This window comes from Microbulbifer sp. ABE4_465 (assembly GCF_056160765.1).
The window spans coordinates 1-15,779 of the sequence record NZ_JBSWXV010000006.1 but is presented as its reverse complement, the minus strand read 5'-3'; the positions used below and the strand labels follow the sequence as shown (position 1 = coordinate 15,779).

The 15,779-nt window shown below is 54.1% G+C and carries 13 protein-coding genes; 6 read left to right on the top strand and 7 right to left on the bottom strand.

Annotation, left to right across the window (positions count from 1 at the left end; genetic code table 11):
* Position 1: 1 nt before the first annotated feature.
* Both ACXAG1_RS11275 and ACXAG1_RS11270 read right to left on the bottom strand, forming a co-directional pair.
* Positions 2-250, bottom strand: a complete 249-nt coding sequence (locus tag ACXAG1_RS11275) for a putative signal transducing protein (protein WP_475092147.1) — start codon at positions 248-250, stop codon at positions 2-4.
* A gap of 253 nt (positions 251-503) precedes the next feature.
* Entirely contained in the window at positions 504-2,249 is a 1,746-nt protein-coding gene (locus tag ACXAG1_RS11270) for a diguanylate cyclase domain-containing protein (protein ID WP_475119753.1), read from the bottom strand.
* Positions 2,250-2,741: 492 nt separating this feature from the next.
* On the opposite strand from ACXAG1_RS11270, the gene gcvP reads away from it, so the two are divergent.
* Positions 2,742-5,633: an aminomethyl-transferring glycine dehydrogenase gene (gene gcvP / locus ACXAG1_RS11265; RefSeq protein WP_475119752.1), complete on the top strand. Its 2,892-nt coding sequence runs from the start codon at positions 2,742-2,744 to the stop codon at positions 5,631-5,633.
* 73 nt (positions 5,634-5,706) lie between these two features.
* Here gcvP and ACXAG1_RS11260 read toward each other — a convergent pair whose 3' ends face one another.
* The 5 genes from ACXAG1_RS11260 to purU all read right to left on the bottom strand — a co-directional run bounded on the left by ACXAG1_RS11260 (position 5,707) and on the right by purU (position 10,269).
* Complete coding sequence (locus ACXAG1_RS11260) at positions 5,707-6,441, bottom strand: MHYT domain-containing protein (protein ID WP_475092144.1); 735 nt, start codon at positions 6,439-6,441, stop codon at positions 5,707-5,709.
* 189 nt (positions 6,442-6,630) lie between these two features.
* Entirely contained in the window at positions 6,631-7,368 is a 738-nt protein-coding gene (locus ACXAG1_RS11255; protein WP_475092143.1) for an MHYT domain-containing protein, read from the bottom strand.
* 73 nt (positions 7,369-7,441) lie between these two features.
* Positions 7,442-8,254 (bottom strand): hypothetical protein, encoded by an 813-nt coding sequence (locus tag ACXAG1_RS11250; RefSeq protein ID WP_475092142.1) that lies wholly within the window; start codon positions 8,252-8,254, stop codon positions 7,442-7,444.
* A 755-nt stretch (positions 8,255-9,009) separates the two neighbouring features.
* Positions 9,010-9,414, bottom strand: coding sequence for a hypothetical protein (locus tag ACXAG1_RS11245; RefSeq protein ID WP_475092141.1), 405 nt, complete (start codon positions 9,412-9,414; stop codon positions 9,010-9,012).
* An 18-nt stretch (positions 9,415-9,432) separates the two neighbouring features.
* Positions 9,433-10,269, bottom strand: a complete 837-nt coding sequence (purU, locus tag ACXAG1_RS11240; RefSeq protein ID WP_475092140.1) for a formyltetrahydrofolate deformylase — start codon at positions 10,267-10,269, stop codon at positions 9,433-9,435.
* 111 nt (positions 10,270-10,380) lie between these two features.
* On the opposite strand from purU, the gene pepQ reads away from it, so the two are divergent.
* The 5 genes from pepQ (at position 10,381) to ACXAG1_RS11215 (ending at position 15,593) form a co-directional block, all read left to right on the top strand.
* Positions 10,381-11,691: a Xaa-Pro dipeptidase gene (gene pepQ, locus ACXAG1_RS11235; RefSeq protein WP_475119751.1), complete on the top strand. Its 1,311-nt coding sequence runs from the start codon at positions 10,381-10,383 to the stop codon at positions 11,689-11,691.
* A gap of 140 nt (positions 11,692-11,831) precedes the next feature.
* Positions 11,832-13,100, top strand: coding sequence for a hypothetical protein (locus ACXAG1_RS11230; RefSeq protein ID WP_475119750.1), 1,269 nt, complete (start codon positions 11,832-11,834; stop codon positions 13,098-13,100).
* On the top strand, positions 13,100-13,972 hold the full coding sequence (locus tag ACXAG1_RS11225; protein WP_475119749.1) for a hypothetical protein: 873 nt from the start codon (positions 13,100-13,102) through the stop codon (positions 13,970-13,972). The genes ACXAG1_RS11230 and ACXAG1_RS11225 overlap by 1 nt, the downstream gene beginning before the upstream one ends.
* Positions 13,973-14,080: 108 nt before the next feature.
* A complete protein-coding gene (locus tag ACXAG1_RS11220) occupies positions 14,081-15,013 on the top strand; it encodes a LysR family transcriptional regulator (RefSeq protein WP_475092136.1) in 933 nt (310 codons plus the stop codon).
* Between the two features lie 31 nt (positions 15,014-15,044).
* Positions 15,045-15,593 carry a cytochrome b gene (locus tag ACXAG1_RS11215; protein ID WP_475092135.1) on the top strand — a complete coding sequence of 183 codons (549 nt, stop codon included), beginning with the start codon at positions 15,045-15,047 and terminating at the stop codon, positions 15,591-15,593.
* The last annotated feature ends 186 nt before the right edge of the window (positions 15,594-15,779 follow it).

The following is a 15,779-nucleotide window of genomic DNA, read 5'->3' as shown; positions in this document are numbered from 1 at the left end:
GTCAGGCGCTTTCTCTGGAAAGTGCCTGCTGCAATACCTGCTGGGCACTGGCCAGGTCCGCATCGCGGATCAGCCAGAGCTCGGACTGCCAATCCAGATTCCCCGCCCCATTTTTTCCCTTATCCCCCGCGTCCACAGAGGGCTCCACCCGGGTTTGCTGTGTCAAAACCGGGAAGCCGGCGGATTGCAGTAAGTTGCGTAGATAGCTACTGAGAAGCTGGTCGTCGGTAGTGTAAATTTTGCTCGCCATAGTGCGGACTGGTTAACCTTGCAGACTCTGGGTACCGGGCTTGTGGCTCGGTGTCAGGTCGAACATCAGTTGTGAAAAAGTATTCCGCCGTTCCAGCACTCTGGGGGTACATCCGCGTGGAAAAACGGATCGGGATAAATTAAAGATAGACCAACCGGACAAATAGCGCCTGTGCACAGCGGAAGAAACTCGCGGCAGCCACATCCGCAAGGCGTATTCGTTCGCATTTGCGAGATAGATTTGCGCGCGGTAATTAACGAGGTTTAAAAGAAGTGACCAATTCCAGTGGGCGCACCACCCCATCGAGAGGCTTTTCAGCACTTTGCCCCGAAAGTGCCGGTAAGGACGCCGAGTACAACTGATATTTGTTTTTGCCGTGACGCTTGGCGTGGTACATCGCCAAGTCCGCTTTTTGCAGCACCCCCTCCAGCGTATCTTCCTGCCCCTCCACCGCAACCACGCCCACACTCATGGTGACGGTAACCAGGTTATCGGAAATTTTTACCGGCTGCGCCACGGTATTCAGCAGCTTCTCTGCCAGCGTGCGATAGGCATACACCCCCTGCACACCCCGGACAAATACGCAGAACTCATCGCCACTGAGTCGAGCGACAATATCGCCACACCGCATAACACTGAGCAGGCGCCGGGCAATCACGCACAAAAGTTCATCACCGCCCTGGTGCCCCAGAGTGTCATTGACCTGCTTGAAGTCATCCAGGTCGATAAAAAACAGGTAACACTGCTCGTGCACTCCGTCCGGCTGGTGTCGGGCAAGCTGCAGATGAAACTCCAGTTGCTCGAGCAGACTGAATCGATTAGCCAGCCCCGTAAGGCTGTCATGCATGGCAATCTGCTCCAGCTGCGCCGTCTTGCGCGTCACCATGTCATTCATATCTTCAAGCTGGTCGCAGACCGTGAGCCCGGTGTTGTCGAGTACGTCCAGCTCATCAAATTTATCCAGATTTTTATGCACCGGACGGATCAACTGACGCGCGTCGCTGAAGCGGCCATTCGTCAATAGCGGCAAGGCCTGGGCCAGACGTCGCAAACGCACAATTGGCCCCCACAAAGTCCCTGCGACTGCGGCGCTAAAAATCAGCGCACCGAGGACAGAAAACAGCAGCAGTAACTGCACCGACTCATCGATGTGCTCGACCTGATCGGAAACATCCTCGATAAATACAAACTGCGCGCCGTTGTCGTCGACACCCACACTCATGGTGCGAATATCGAACTGGCGATTATCCAGTTCGTGTATCCGCGCGCGCTGCAACCCGCCCACCGTCGACACCTCATTGGCCACCCGGTTCAGCAATGGCAAAACACGCTCGCGGGATGTCAGAGACAATACCTCACGCTGCCAGCGCGCAAGGTAATTAAGCCCTGCCCTGGGCGGAGGAAGGGTACGCACCGCCGACAGAATACCAATATCAGAGCCGGTCATTTCGCGAAAGCGCTGTAGTTGCTTCACCAGCGGCCGGTCGATCTGCAAAACATAGTCACCATCTCGGGCACGCATGGGTACCGACAGGCTCTGAACACAGCCCGGCTCACACTGGATCCGTTCCAGTGGCTGACCGCGCATCAATACCTGAGCCACCTGCTCCGCACTCAACTGGCTGTAGGACGCCCCCCAGCTCAGCACCGGCTTGCTTTCCGCATCGTAAATTTTCAGGGAGTGGAGATCCCAGCTTTGCTGGAGAAGCTCCCATTGGCGGTCCATGGCTTTGCGCAGCTCTTCCCGGGAAGATATGCGCCCACGGGGACTGAGGGCAATCAGCTCTGCAAGTTGCGCCATTTCCTGGCGGGACTGCTGCAACAGGCCGGAAACCTGAAATTGGAAATTGAGGTGGCGATGTTCGCGGTTTTTCGCCAGCAGAGACTGCAGGCTGCCGTTGCCGAGCAGGATAAAAAACAGGCACATGGCCACGACCAGCAACGCGGAGAGCAGGCAGGCTTTGAAGCGCAAAGTGTTGACGTTTGCCCGAGGCAACACGGTGAGTCCTCTTGATTCCCTGGCTCGATGGCTGTACGCAACTCCGGCGACAGCTTCTTTTTAATCATTGAGTATGGCGCAAATTTTCAGGCCAACCCGCTCGAGTGCGCGCTCACAGACAAAAATAGCGCCACAATGCCAAAAACAGGATTTATGTCACAAAACCGTCCCGCTCCCAGCATAACTTTGACCGCATAGTGCCCCAATTGCCCACACACACTGCGGTTGCTAAGATGCGCGCCTTCTGGCAACCGGTATTACCTCACCGCCCGTGCTTGTCTCTCTTACGCAGCGGTGCCGGTAACTGGGCAAGTTCACTCTGCCACACCATTATTACCGAATGCCGAACTCGGGAACCGTTGGTCACTGACCCGCGTGTCCCGTGAACTTGGACGGATCCGCTTTCCCGATCCACTTTGCTATTTTTGAGCGTTCGCGTTTCCCGGCAATCTCCCGGCAAGCGCCGTCAGCGTTTACAGGAATCCAACCACCATGACCCAGCCTTCCCTCAAGCAGTTGGAACAGCACGACGCCTTTATCCGCCGCCATATTGGCCCGGACGCCGCGCAGACCCAGGCCATGCTCGACACCCTCGGCGTCGCTACCCTGGATGAACTGATTGCAAAGACCGTACCCGCCGCCATCCGCAAGTCCGATGACCTTGCCCTGGCCGATGCGGTCGACGAGCAGGAAGCGCTGGCGGAGCTGAAAGCCCTGGCCAAGCGCAACAAGATTTTCCGCACCTTTATCGGTATGGGTTATCACGACACCATTACGCCGAACGTGATTCTGCGCAACGTGCTGGAAAACCCGGGCTGGTACACCGCCTACACCCCCTACCAGCCGGAAATCGCCCAGGGCCGCCTGGAAGGCCTGCTGAATTTCCAGCAGATGATCATGGACCTCACCGGCATGGACCTGGCAAACGCCTCCATGCTGGACGAAGGCACCGCCGCCGCCGAAGCCATGGCCATGTGTAAGCGCCAGGCGAAACGCAACAAATCCAACGTCTTCTTTGTGGACGCAGACTGCCACCCGCAGACCATCGCCGTAGTACAGACCCGCGCCGAACACTTCGGTTTCGAAGTGGTTGTCGGCAACCCGGAAACCGAGCTGCCGGAAGAACTGTTCGGCGCCCTGTTCCAGTACCCGGGTTCCACCGGTGTGGTGCGCGACCTCACCGACCTGATCGCCAAGGTGCACGACGCCAATGCACTGGTCACCGTGGCCGCGGATCTAATGAGTCTGGTAGCCCTGAAGGCACCGGGCACCATGGGCGCAGACGTGGTGGTTGGCTGTAACCAGCGCTTCGGTATCCCTATGGGATACGGCGGCCCCCACGCCGGTTTCTTCGCCTTCCGAGAAGCCTACAAGCGCTCCGCCCCCGGCCGTATCATCGGTGTGTCCGTCGATAGTAAAGGCAAGCGCGCCCTGCGCATGGCCATGCAGACCCGCGAACAGCATATCCGCCGCGAAAAGGCCAACTCCAACATCTGTACCTCCCAGGTACTGCTGGCGGTCATGAGCGCCTTCTATGCGATCTATCACGGCCCGGAAGGCCTCAAAACCATCGCCGCGCGCATCCAGCGCCTCACCGATATTCTCGCCGCGGGCCTGAAAGAAAAGGGCCTGGATCTCACCCACGACAGCTGGTTCGATACCCTCACCGTTGCCGTGGGTGACAAGCAGTCTGAAATTTTTGATCGCGCCATCGCCGCAGAAATCAATCTGCGCAAAGTGGGCAGCGACGCGCTGGGCATCAGCCTGAACGAAACCACCAAGCTGGCGGATGTCTCCGAACTGCTGAACATTTTTGTCGGCGGCGACCACGGCCTGGACCTGGACAAGATCGACAGCGAACTGTCCGCCAAAGGGGTGGCCGGCGTACCGGCCAACCTGCAGCGCGACACCGACTTTATGACCCACCCGGTGTTCAACACGCATCATTCCGAAACCGAAATGCTGCGCTACCTGAAGACCCTCGAGTCCAAGGACATCGCCCTGAACCACAGCATGATTCCGCTGGGTTCCTGCACCATGAAGCTGAACGCCACCGCGGAAATGATCCCGGTGACCTGGCCGGAATTCGGCAAGCTGCACCCGTTCGCCCCGGCCGACCAGGCCGAAGGCTACCGCGAGATGTTCAAACAGCTGGAAGCCATGCTGGCGGAATGTACCGGCTACGACGCCGTAAGCCTGCAGCCGAACGCCGGCTCCCAGGGTGAATACGCGGGCCTGGTCGCGATCAAGAAATACCTGGAAGCCAAGGGCGAAGGCCAGCGCGATATCTGCCTGATCCCCGCCTCTGCCCACGGCACCAACCCCGCATCCGCGATGATGGTGAGCATGAAGGTGGTTGTGGTTGCCTGTGACAACAAGGGCAACGTGGACGTGACCGACCTGAAGGCGAAGATCGAAGAGCACGGCGACCGCATCGCCGCGCTGATGGTCACCTACCCGTCCACCCACGGCGTATTCGAGGAAGGTATTCGCGAGATCTGCGAACTTGTCCACAACGCCGGCGGCCAGGTGTATATCGACGGCGCCAACATGAACGCGCTGATCGGTGTCGCGGCTCCGGGCAAGTTCGGCGGTGACGTATCTCACCTGAACCTGCACAAGACCTTCTGTATCCCCCACGGTGGCGGCGGCCCCGGCATGGGTCCGATCGCCGTCGGCGAACACCTGAAGCCCTACCTGGCCGGTCACCCGGTGACCGAGGTACCGGGTAACGATCCGGTCAACGGCACCATTTCCGCAGCACCCTGGGGTTCCGCCAGTATTCTGCCGATCAGCTGGATGTATATCCGTATGATGGGTAAACAGGGCATGAAACTGGCCACCGAAACCGCGATCCTGAACGCCAACTACGTGGCCAGGAAGCTGAGCGAGCACTACCCGCTGCTGTACAAAGGCAGCAACGGTTTTATCGCCCACGAATGCCTGATCGATCTGCGTCCACTGAAGGAAGCCAGTGGCATCACCGAAGAAGACATCGCCAAGCGCCTGATGGACTTCGGTTTCCACGCGCCCACCATGTCCTTCCCGGTGGCCGGTACCCTGATGATCGAGCCCACGGAATCCGAGGCCCAGGAAGAGCTGGACCGCTTCGTCGAAGCCATGGCGACCATCCGTCAGGAAGCGGAAGACGTGGCCAGCGGTAAATACAGCGCAGAGGACAATCCCCTGCACAATGCGCCGCACACCCAGGACGACGTGATGACCGACGAGTGGACGCATCCGTACAGCCGTGAAGTCGCCGGCCGCCCGGCAGCCTGGCTGAAGCACCACAAGGTATGGCCCGCATCCAACCGTATCGACAATGTGTATGGGGACCGCAACCTGATCTGCTCCTGCCCACCGGTCGAGAGCTATATGGACTGAGTCCGGGACAACAGGCACAAAAAAGCCGGAGCATTGCTCCGGCTTTTTTGTGCCTACAAATAGGGCAAAATAATCATGCGGGGACTAACTGACGATTTCGGTACCAGTAATTGACCCGTAAGGTCAGCACGATAATTCCGATACTGATGGCCACCGTCGCCACACTCAGATGCTCACTACTGAGCGCCCCCAGAAAACCGGATTCCGGCATGGTGCCGGTGTGCTGGTAACTGGCCGCCGCCATCCCGGTGTAATGCATACCGCACACCGCAACCCCCATGACCAGTGCACTGCCAAATTTTTGCCAGGAGCCATGCAGATGGAACGCCATCCACAGCGCCGCAAATGACGCCGCCACCGCGATAAGTACCGAAATAAGCAGAATATTCAGGTCATACTCGATTTCCGCCGGCATCAGCATGGCTTCCATCCCCATGTAATGCATACCAGCTACGGCACCGCCCATAAATATGGAGGTAGGCATCAGTTTTTCCAGGGTGAAACGCCGCGCACCGAGAATCGCGAGGCCCGCGGTACAGGCGGCTACCGCAATGACGATTGATAGAATGGTTTTAAACACGTCGTAGGACATGGGCATATGGGACTCAAGCGCCAGCATACCCACGAAATGCATAGACCAGATGGCTCCGCCACCCATGGCCAGACCGGCAAAGGCAATGGCTCGCCAACGGTCGGCCTTGAGAATAGCCTCGCGGATACCGGTTACCAGCTGCAGCGCTGCAAACGACCCGAAAACGGAAATTGTATAAGAAAGAATAACCAGTGGCAGGCTGTACTGATCAAGCATTAAGTTTTCTCCCTGAAAAATAGCGCCGAAGCGAAAAGCGGCGGATTATAGGGAGGAGAAAAATGTGACCGTCAGTCCTTAACGGTTCTTTACATGATATTGGTCGACCAGATGATCATGGCGCCAATGGAGAGAGTTTTGACGCCAAAGCCGGCGCGTAGCACCGGCTTTCAGACGGGAAATATCGATTCAGATAGCCAACTCTTCCCGCTGGCGACGGCGGTGGCTGCCAATGGCAAGTGTCAACACCAGCGAAGTGGTAACAATAAGGAAGATACTGATACCGAGATATTCACCGCCCAGCGAACCGGCAAACCAGGCCTCATTGACAACATTAGTGTGCTCGTAACGCGCGGCGGCCATACCGGTATAGTGCATGCCACATACCGCCACCCCCATTAGCAGGGAGCTTCCAATCATCTGCAACTTTCCACGCATATGGAATGCCATCCACAAAGCGGCACAGGATGCGAGCACGCCAATAATTACGGAAATAATCAGAATATTCAGGTTATAGGAGACTTCCATAGGCATAAGCATTGCCGCCATCCCCATATAATGCATACCGGCAACGCCGCAGCCCATAAAGATCCCTGCCGGCAAAAGCTTATCAAAGCTAAATAACCCAATCCCGGCAATACCAAGACCCACCGAACACGCCGCCATTGCGATAAACGCAGACAGTACCGTCAGGAAGACGTCGTAAGTGACCGACATACCCATATCGTAGGCCAGCATTGCAATGAAATGCATCGTCCAGATAGCGCCACCACCCATCGCGGCACCCGCTTTGAGAATTGCTTTTTTCTTTTCCGCTTCATTCTGCGCAGCCGGAATAGCGACCGCTAACTGCAAAGCAGTATACGACCCTAAGACGGCAACCAAAAATGAAAGCCCGACCAATACTGGATTATATTCAGCGACCATATCCCTTCCCCATTTTAGGATTTATTGTTAAAACCACATCTGCAAATAAATAACTACCCTGTTATTTACCGGATCAATCGACTACTTCGAACACACACTCAGAAGCCCCTTCGCTTCGGCACTGAACCTCTCTCACCACCACCCGGCTACTCGCTCCCGACTCATGCAAGAGTCCCTGCAAGAAGCCACAGAAGAAGTCACCATTGCGACAGTGTGAGCCCGGCAAACAAAACGGATTGTTTTTCACGTGTACCGCGTAATCTTTCGTTTCTACGGGCAGTAGGGCACGCAATGCCGGCTGTGCAATCTGACGCAGTGCACTTTTGAGATCCAATTGGCCGCCCAAAGCGTAATCTCTCTTGTACACCCAAGCTCCAACGCGCACGCCAATAAACTTAAGACTGGGGCCCCATTGAGCATCGGCAACCTGCTGCTGTAACTCGAGCAGCTGGGGGAAGATTTTCGGATAGCTTTTCGCCAACTTGGGCAGCACCGGCTCTACGATGCTGATATCCGGCGCCGCCGATGCGGGCTTCTTTCGAGCGCCCGGGGAAGCCTGAGACGGCCTGGGGGCCGGTGGTGGTGTTCTGCGTGGGGTAGTGGCCGGCCGAGCCACCTGAGGAGCCGTACTGGCGGCGCCCCCACTCTGCACAACAGGGGAATGATCAGCTTCAAATCCAGTTACCAGGGGGTGGGAGCTCAAACGATCCTCAAGTTCCAGTAACCTGCCCCGCTCGCCGGTGAGCTTCAACCACAACTGCACGCCCGTTGGCGTCGACATCATGCGCTGGCGGTGCAACGTAAAGCCACACGCTATGACCACACTCCCCATTTCCCGCAGTAAGCCATCTTTAATGTCAGAGAATACAGTTACTTCTATATCCATGTTGCCGCCTGTTTCTTTTAATAATCTTTCTACTTCGAGCTAATCGCTATTTTTATTACTGCATCCGGTAGTGGCGCGCGCCCATACCTGTGACCGGAAAATACTTTCGATTCAAAAGAAATGACTTCACGGTGTTAACCAGTTCACTAATTTAATAATTAGTTATAGCACTTTTCTCCTATTTTTTAGTTCGGACTCTGGCAATCGTCAAATCCATAAGTGCGATACAGACGTACCAGTCGAAGCGGGGAGGGTTTACAGAGGTAACTTAAAGAGTTTTTGTGACTTTCTAGTCAATACAAATGGTTACAAATGGTTAAAGGACCATCAATCTAACCAAATTAGCATCAAATTCGACATCAATAATGCAGGCAGAATTTGCAATGAAACCGCTAAAAAATTTGGATAAGCGCTAGTTCATCCTAATTGAATGTAGCTATATAGACCCGATGAATAAAAATATCCGCCTGGTTGAAAAAAATGACAATTAAGGTCATTAATTTTAACTATCAATGGATTTTTCGAAATACAAAAAACATGTTTTTTGCCGAAGAATTGAGCAGCAGAAAATGCGTAATGGGGAAATGGCGAGATGGGCACAGCAGGCTTGTGCTGTTTTGCCGGGCAATTAGCGGTATAAATTCCTAACCAGATAGTTTAACCTCCCCGAAATTGCACCTTATTACAGATTATTAGTACATTTGTTCCAATCTGCGCGCGATTTATAGGTTAGTTTTCAGACACCAGTCAGAAAATCAGCGTTCAGCAGCATCCCGACACTCGCCCCGAACCTCGCCGCCGAGCTGCGAGACCACTCGATCGATCACAAAATACCCGTCTCGGCAGAACGCTGTCTCCTTTAGCTTTAGCGCCAACGCATAATCGAAGTCCAAACGCTGACCACGGCTAGCACGCCCTCTTCCCAGATCCTGCTGCCGCACCATGCCGCCGCGCATTTGCGGGCTCTCGGTATAGGGCCCGCGCAGCTGAGGCGCAGCCATTTCCAGGGTATAGGTAAAGCGCTTGGCCCCATTCGCCGCGACCTCAGTGTGAAATGACTCCTTCAGCCCGGGGTTGGGCGCAGTAGGCTCACTGGCGCAGCCGGTGAATAGAGAGACCGCAGCGGACAGAGTTACAGTGAAGAGATACGTTCTGTTCATTTCTTCTCCAGGGATATCCTATTTAAAAACAACCGTGCGGTTACCGTGAATAAAAACCCGCTCCTCCAGCACAAGCTGTAATGCTCGGCTCAGCACCTGTTTTTCCACATCCCGCCCGGCGCTCGCCATGGATTCTGCGGAATAGCCGTGGTCCACGTGGATAACATCCTGCTCAATAATCGGCCCCTCATCGAGGTCATCCGTGACAAAATGTGCGGTGGCACCAATGATTTTCACTCCGCGCTCAAAGGCCTGCTGATACGGCTTGGCGCCGATAAACGCAGGAAGAAATGAATGGTGGATATTGATAATGCGGCTTTTGAAGTGGGCGACAAACTGCGGCGTCAGCACCCGCATATATTTGGCGAGAATTAGGTAATCCGGCTGGTAACTGTCTACCAGCTCAATCACCTGTGCTTCGTGCTGTGCCCGCTCCAGGTTATCGGCAGGAATCCAGTGGAAAGGGATATCAAACTTTTCCACAAGTGGTTGCAGCACCTGGTGGTTTCCAATTACCGCGGCAATCTCAACATCCAAAGCCCCGGAGTAGCACTTCATCAGAATATCGCCCAGGCAGTGGGACTCTTTCGTCACCATCAGGACCAGCCGCTTGCGCCCGCTAGCCACCAGCTTGCGCTCCGCACCATCTGGCAGCGTAAGGTCCAGATCTTCCAGAAGCGTCGCATCATTAAATATGCCTTCAAGCGCAGTACGCATAAAGAAGCGCCCCTGAGCCCGATCTACAAACTCATCGTTCTTGATGATATTTAGTTGGTGCTTGTAACAAATGTTGGTGATCTTGGCGATCAGCCCTTTGGCATCCGGGCAGTCCGTTAGCAGTATCTTCTTTTCCATCGTCAAAAATCAGACTAATTATTCAGAGGCCTGACTATACACTATGCGCATTCTTGTACCTGCCCTACAGGTCAATCTTTACACAGCTTAGGGGATAGAACCGGGAGATTTATGGATAAGCAGCTTTTCGCCGACCACCTGGCCACACTTCGCAAACGCTACGACGAAATTCTCGATCAGTGCGGCTTTGAGACTCTCAACGTATTCAGTGGTGCACCTTCCGTACAGTTCCTGGATGACAACTACTACCCCTTCCGGGTGAACCCCCAATTCAAGGCCCTGGTCCCCGTTACCGACAATCCCCACAGCTGGGTGATTTATAGACGCGGACAGAAGCCCAAGCTGCTGTTTTATCGTCCGGTAGACTTCTGGCATTACGTCCCGCCCGCACCGCAAACTTTCTGGAGCGATGAATACGATATCGAACTGCTTGCCAAGCCCGACGAAGCCAAGGCCTTTTTAAGTGGTGAAAATGCGGCATTTATTGGCGAAACCGTAAGGCTCGAAGGCTGGGAAATCGGTCAGCGCAACCCACAGCACCTGATCGATCAACTGCATTGGGCCCGAGCCTACAAAACCCCCTATGAATTCGCCTGCCTGCGAGAAGCCAACCGCATCGCCGTACATGCACACCAGGCAGCCGAAGAAGCCTTCCGCGCGGGCGCCAGTGAGTTTGAAATCAACCTCGCATATATGAAAGCCGCCGGACAAGGCGAGAACAGCATGCCATACGGCAATATTGTCGGCCTGAACGAACACGGCGCGATCCTGCATTACACCCACCTCTCCACGGAAAGACTACCGGAGAGTGACCGCCGCAGCTTCCTGATCGATGCCGGCGCTGACTGCAATGGCTACTGCGCGGATATAACCCGCTCCTACGCCTACCGTGACGGCGAGTTTGCAGAGCTGGTCACCGCAATGCACGAGAAAGAACAGGAACTGGTCGCAGGTCTCACTCCCGGAGCCTCTTATATAGAGCTGCATAAAAGCTGCCACCACAAAATTGGCCAGCTTTTGCAACAGTTCGGCGTGATCAAAACCTCCCCCGAAAGCGCCGTGGAATCCGGCCTCACCGGCACCTTTATGCCCCACGGACTTGGCCACTTCCTGGGGCTGCAAGTACACGACGTGGGCGGTCATCAGTCAGCCCCCGAAGGCGGCACCACCCCACCACCAGCGGAATACCCCTTCCTCAGAACCACGCGTGCCATCGAGGAGAACCAGGTATTTACCATCGAGCCAGGCCTGTACTTTATCGATAGCCTGCTGGCAGAACTGAAAGAGTCCCAACTGGCTGATGAAGTGAACTGGGACAAAGTGGAAAAACTGCGTCCGTTTGGAGGTGTGCGCATCGAAGACAATGTCATTGTGCACGCTGATCGGATTGAAAATATGACGCGGGATTGCTACGGAGAGTAACCTGCCTATGGGAGTCAGCCTGCAAGGCTGGCTTCCATAACCCAACCAACACGTGCGTACCAATTCCGTACAAATAATAGCCAAGCCTTGCTCTCTTATATATGATTCCTCCCATTCAGATATTCAAAGGGAGTTGAATCATGTTTGCGAATAAAGGCGTCAAGCATAATATCGTGATTGCCGGCAAATCCGCCGGTAAAGTGGTCACCATCACCCCGCAAGCGGAACCCGTTTACAACGAAATCCGCAACCTCGCCAAACAGGGCAACTACTGGGCCCAGATCACCGTCAATGCCCTGCACCAACTAACCTCCGGCCGCCTCCACCAAGACAATATCTTTATCAAGCCCGGTCCCGTACACCGCGGTGGTGAAGAAGAGTTCGTGATGATCCTGCCCGGGTGCAAAGTGACCGTGGAGAAGCAGTCCAAGGATGCGTTCAAGGTTGTGTATTTTGAGGCGGATGCTGGGTATGCGGAGTTGCAGAAAAAACATGATACGCCCGGAATTTATGAGGCAAAATTTACCAGGCAAAAAGTTTGGGCCGCAGACAAAAGTAAAACCGGTAAGATAGTACCCAGTGAGGGCAGACTTGTAGCTGTGTGTAATACGGGCTACCAAAATCCAAGCAGCGCAGCTGGATCAGCAGCACCTAAAGTAGCCGCCAGCCACTACAGTGCCGAAACGGGCGAATCGTTTCTTAAAAGCACGAAATTTGATCTTCACTTTACCCCTGGGAAAAAGAAAATTGGTGGATTTATAAATTTTAGAGATGCTCGAAAGCCTCTTGCTAAGGAAGACATACTTGCGTCCGCAACATTACTTGCTCGAGCCATGTATGAATCGAGAAAAGTAAAAAACGTTAAGTGGATTGCTGAATACGGGGGCTCTGCTGTACTTACTCAGGCAATGAATATTCTCGCCAGCCAACGGGTTAAGCTAAAAAACCACCAAATCTTTCTCTATGAACCCAAAACGTCCCAAACTGAAGTACTAAAAGCTGCCAGAGCTATCGAGATAGAAATTGGGAGATCTCTGAGTAAGCTATCTCCAATCAATTTTTACGGGGTCCTTGGACAACCATCAGCATCGATTAATAGAATCTCTAACGAAAAAGACTATGGGTTCGGTCGCGCCATTGGTGACTGCGTACAGATGGGAACCTTAGCCACTGGAGGACTAACTTTTGCAGGAGCCATCGCCGGTTACTCAGGTATCAATATCGGAGTTATCGCTGGAACAGTGGGTGTAGCTGGTGCTGCCACAGTTCCAGCTCTAGGGGCATTTTTGACCGCAGTCGGTAAAGCAGCCCCATACACCAAAGAGATCAGTAAATTCGTGAAAACAGTCGATACTGCCGCAGCCCACTGGGCACCGCAGTTGCACAATAGTATTAAGAGTAAGTTTTAATGCTGGACTTTATCAAATACAACCGGCTGGGCCTAAGAGAGCACGAAGGTTTTTGCGTGCCTCAAGGGCCGAAGTTTAAGGGTGCTCGAAAATTTACCTATGATTTACTTGGCAGTAAACTCAGCTTCCGTGCGCCAAAACAACTTCATATTTTTCGCCCGGGATCTGAACAGTTTACACCGAAGTGGTTTGAGGACGATTTAGAACAAATCCGCCCGGGTAATGACCCGACAAAAACTTGGTGGTCGACCTTACTATTCTTGCGAAAGTATGCGTTTTATGGGCCCTGGTTTAGCGGTGAAAAATCCAATGCAAGTTTTGCCATCTCAGCAATAGCACCTGAGTTACAACCTGAAAATATTAACTTCCTGCATCCCAATGCTTTGGAAGCAGCAATAGCAGGGTACTTAACGGCAGAGTACGGTCACTATGAATGGGATAAAGGTGAGGCAAGGTATAAAGCTCCGTTGCAATGGAAAGCAATTGACAACCTAGCTGTACCGGCGGCACGTTTTTTTGTTGAAAATAAAATCGACATGTACCGTACGGCATATCTGTTCCTCCCTGTGACCAAAAACCGAATTATCGTTTTTAGTATCTTCTATAACCAACTAGCCCCTGGAAATTTAGAGGAAAAAGAAAAGATTGTAAGCTCTCAATCAATACAAGAATTAATTGAGCGTATCATCAACAGTATAGAGTTCTCTCCATCTCCAGAGCTAGAACAAGAGCTGGCCGAGCTGCGCAAAACCTGCCCAGACTTATCTGTAAGTAAAGACTTCCCACCCCTCAAGTGGCCGGCAACGGTTGATGAGACCGGTTTGAATATCGTGGAGCTAAATGCAGAGCGCCGAAAGGCATTGGCAGGATAGAACTCAGCGGGCTCCTACATTGCCCGTTAATTTCAGGGTTGATTTTACCGGTGACGTGATATTCAATTATTTTCATGTTTTTACCACCAAGCATGAGCCTAGCTAAAGATGATTGAACTGCGACACCTGAAGGCCCTGGTCACACTGCGGGAAACCGGCAGTATGGTGCGCGCTGCTGAGCGCTTGCACCTGACCCAATCTGCCCTGTCCCACCTATTCAGAGAGATGGAAGACCGGCATGAGCAGGCGCTGTTTGTGCGCAAGTCCCGTCCGCTGCAATTTACCAGTGCGGGGTTGCGGTTACTGCAGCTGGCTGACGATGTTCTTCCCAGGGTCGCAGTTGCCCAGCGGGATATTGCCCGGCTCGCCTCCGGTCAGGCCGGGCGGCTGAATATCGCCATCGAATGTCACAGTTGCTATCAGTGGCTGATGCCCACCCTGGATGCCTACCGGGACGACTGGCCAGAGGTCGAGCTCGACCTGTCCAGCGGCTTCCACTTTGCCCCCCTACCTGCCCTCACCCGTGGCGACCTCGATCTGGTGGTCACAAGTAATCCCGACGATTCGTTGAAAGGTATCCACTACGAACCGCTGTTCAGTTTCGAGATGTGCCTGGCCGTCAGTCGCAAGCACCCACTTGCTGACAAGAAGTGGGTCACACCGGAAGATCTGGCAGGCGAAGTGCAGATCACCTATCCGGTAGAACGGGAACGGCTGGATATCTTTCAGAACTTTCTCGACCCGGCGGGTGTGGAGCCGCACTCGGTGCGCACGGCAGAGTTGACGGTAATGATGGTGCAGCTGGTGGTCAGTGGGCGCGGTGTGTGTGCGCTCCCTAACTGGGCACTTTACGAATATTTACAGAAAGGTTTGGTACAACAGCTTAGACTGGGAAAAGGTGGTCTATGGAGTACACTCTATGCGGCCGTGCGCGAAGAGATGCTGGAACAGGCATTTCTGCAGGATTTTTTCACCACCGCGAGAGACACCTGCTTCGCCAACCTCAATGGCGTGCGCGCGGCAACCACTGGCGTAACCTGAACGATAAAACGAACACCATAAGGGGAAGTATATGGCCTCCACGCCCAATAGCTGGAGCAAAGCACTCAAAACGCTGCACTGGCTGATTGCCTTTTTTATTCTGTTTGCGTGGGGCTCCGTCGAGCTGCACGAGTTTTACGAGAAGGGCGACCCCATGCGCGGCTGGTGGATGGTCTTACATTTCTCCCTCGGGTTTTTAGTACTCTTCCTGGGCATATTCCGCCTCTACTGGCGCGCCACCCACGGGCGCCCGACTCTCTACGGCAGTGGTCTGCAAAAACCCGTATCGCTACTGGTACAAAGCCTGATGTACATCATCATGATCGGCATGCCGCTTTCCGGGCTGATGATGCGACAGTTCGCCGGCCGCGATACACCGCTGTTCTGGCTGTTTGACCTGCCGTCTTTCGTGGCAAAAAACACCGACCTCGCCAAGCAGCTGGCATTTATCCACAAGGAGTTTTTGTGGAATGCGCTATTGGTACTGCTGGTACTGCACATCGGCGGAGCCCTGTGGCATCACTTCGTCACCAAGGACAATACCCTGCGGCAGATGTTGCCGTTCGGGAAAACGAAATAGTGGGTAGGAATTTCGGATAAACAAAAAGGGCACCGCAAGCGGTGCCCTTTTTGTTTGGCTGGATACCGGCCTTCGCCGGCATGACGGGAGACTGCGCCATGACGGGAGCGTGTCATCCCGGACTTGATCCGGGATCCAGATGGCTCGGAGTGCGGAGCTTCGCTTCCCTGGATACCGGCCTTCGCC

Bases quoted from the DNA above. Each gene is read 5' to 3' on its own strand.
- ACXAG1_RS11275 (WP_475092147.1), bottom strand. From the start codon at position 250: ATGGCGAGCAAAATTTACACTACCGACGACCAGCTTCTCAGTAGCTAT.
- gcvP (WP_475119752.1), top strand. From the start codon at position 2,742: ATGACCCAGCCTTCCCTCAAGCAGTTGGAACAGCACGACGCCTTTATC.
- ACXAG1_RS11260 (WP_475092144.1), bottom strand. From the start codon at position 6,441: ATGCTTGATCAGTACAGCCTGCCACTGGTTATTCTTTCTTATACAATT.
- ACXAG1_RS11255 (WP_475092143.1), bottom strand. From the start codon at position 7,368: ATGGTCGCTGAATATAATCCAGTATTGGTCGGGCTTTCATTTTTGGTT.
- ACXAG1_RS11250 (WP_475092142.1), bottom strand. From the start codon at position 8,254: ATGGATATAGAAGTAACTGTATTCTCTGACATTAAAGATGGCTTACTG.
- ACXAG1_RS11245 (WP_475092141.1), bottom strand. From the start codon at position 9,414: ATGAACAGAACGTATCTCTTCACTGTAACTCTGTCCGCTGCGGTCTCT.
- purU (WP_475092140.1), bottom strand. From the start codon at position 10,269: ATGGAAAAGAAGATACTGCTAACGGACTGCCCGGATGCCAAAGGGCTG.
- pepQ (WP_475119751.1), top strand. From the start codon at position 10,381: ATGGATAAGCAGCTTTTCGCCGACCACCTGGCCACACTTCGCAAACGC.
- ACXAG1_RS11230 (WP_475119750.1), top strand. From the start codon at position 11,832: ATGTTTGCGAATAAAGGCGTCAAGCATAATATCGTGATTGCCGGCAAA.
- ACXAG1_RS11225 (WP_475119749.1), top strand. From the start codon at position 13,100: ATGCTGGACTTTATCAAATACAACCGGCTGGGCCTAAGAGAGCACGAA.
- ACXAG1_RS11220 (WP_475092136.1), top strand. From the start codon at position 14,081: ATGATTGAACTGCGACACCTGAAGGCCCTGGTCACACTGCGGGAAACC.
- ACXAG1_RS11215 (WP_475092135.1), top strand. From the start codon at position 15,045: ATGGCCTCCACGCCCAATAGCTGGAGCAAAGCACTCAAAACGCTGCAC.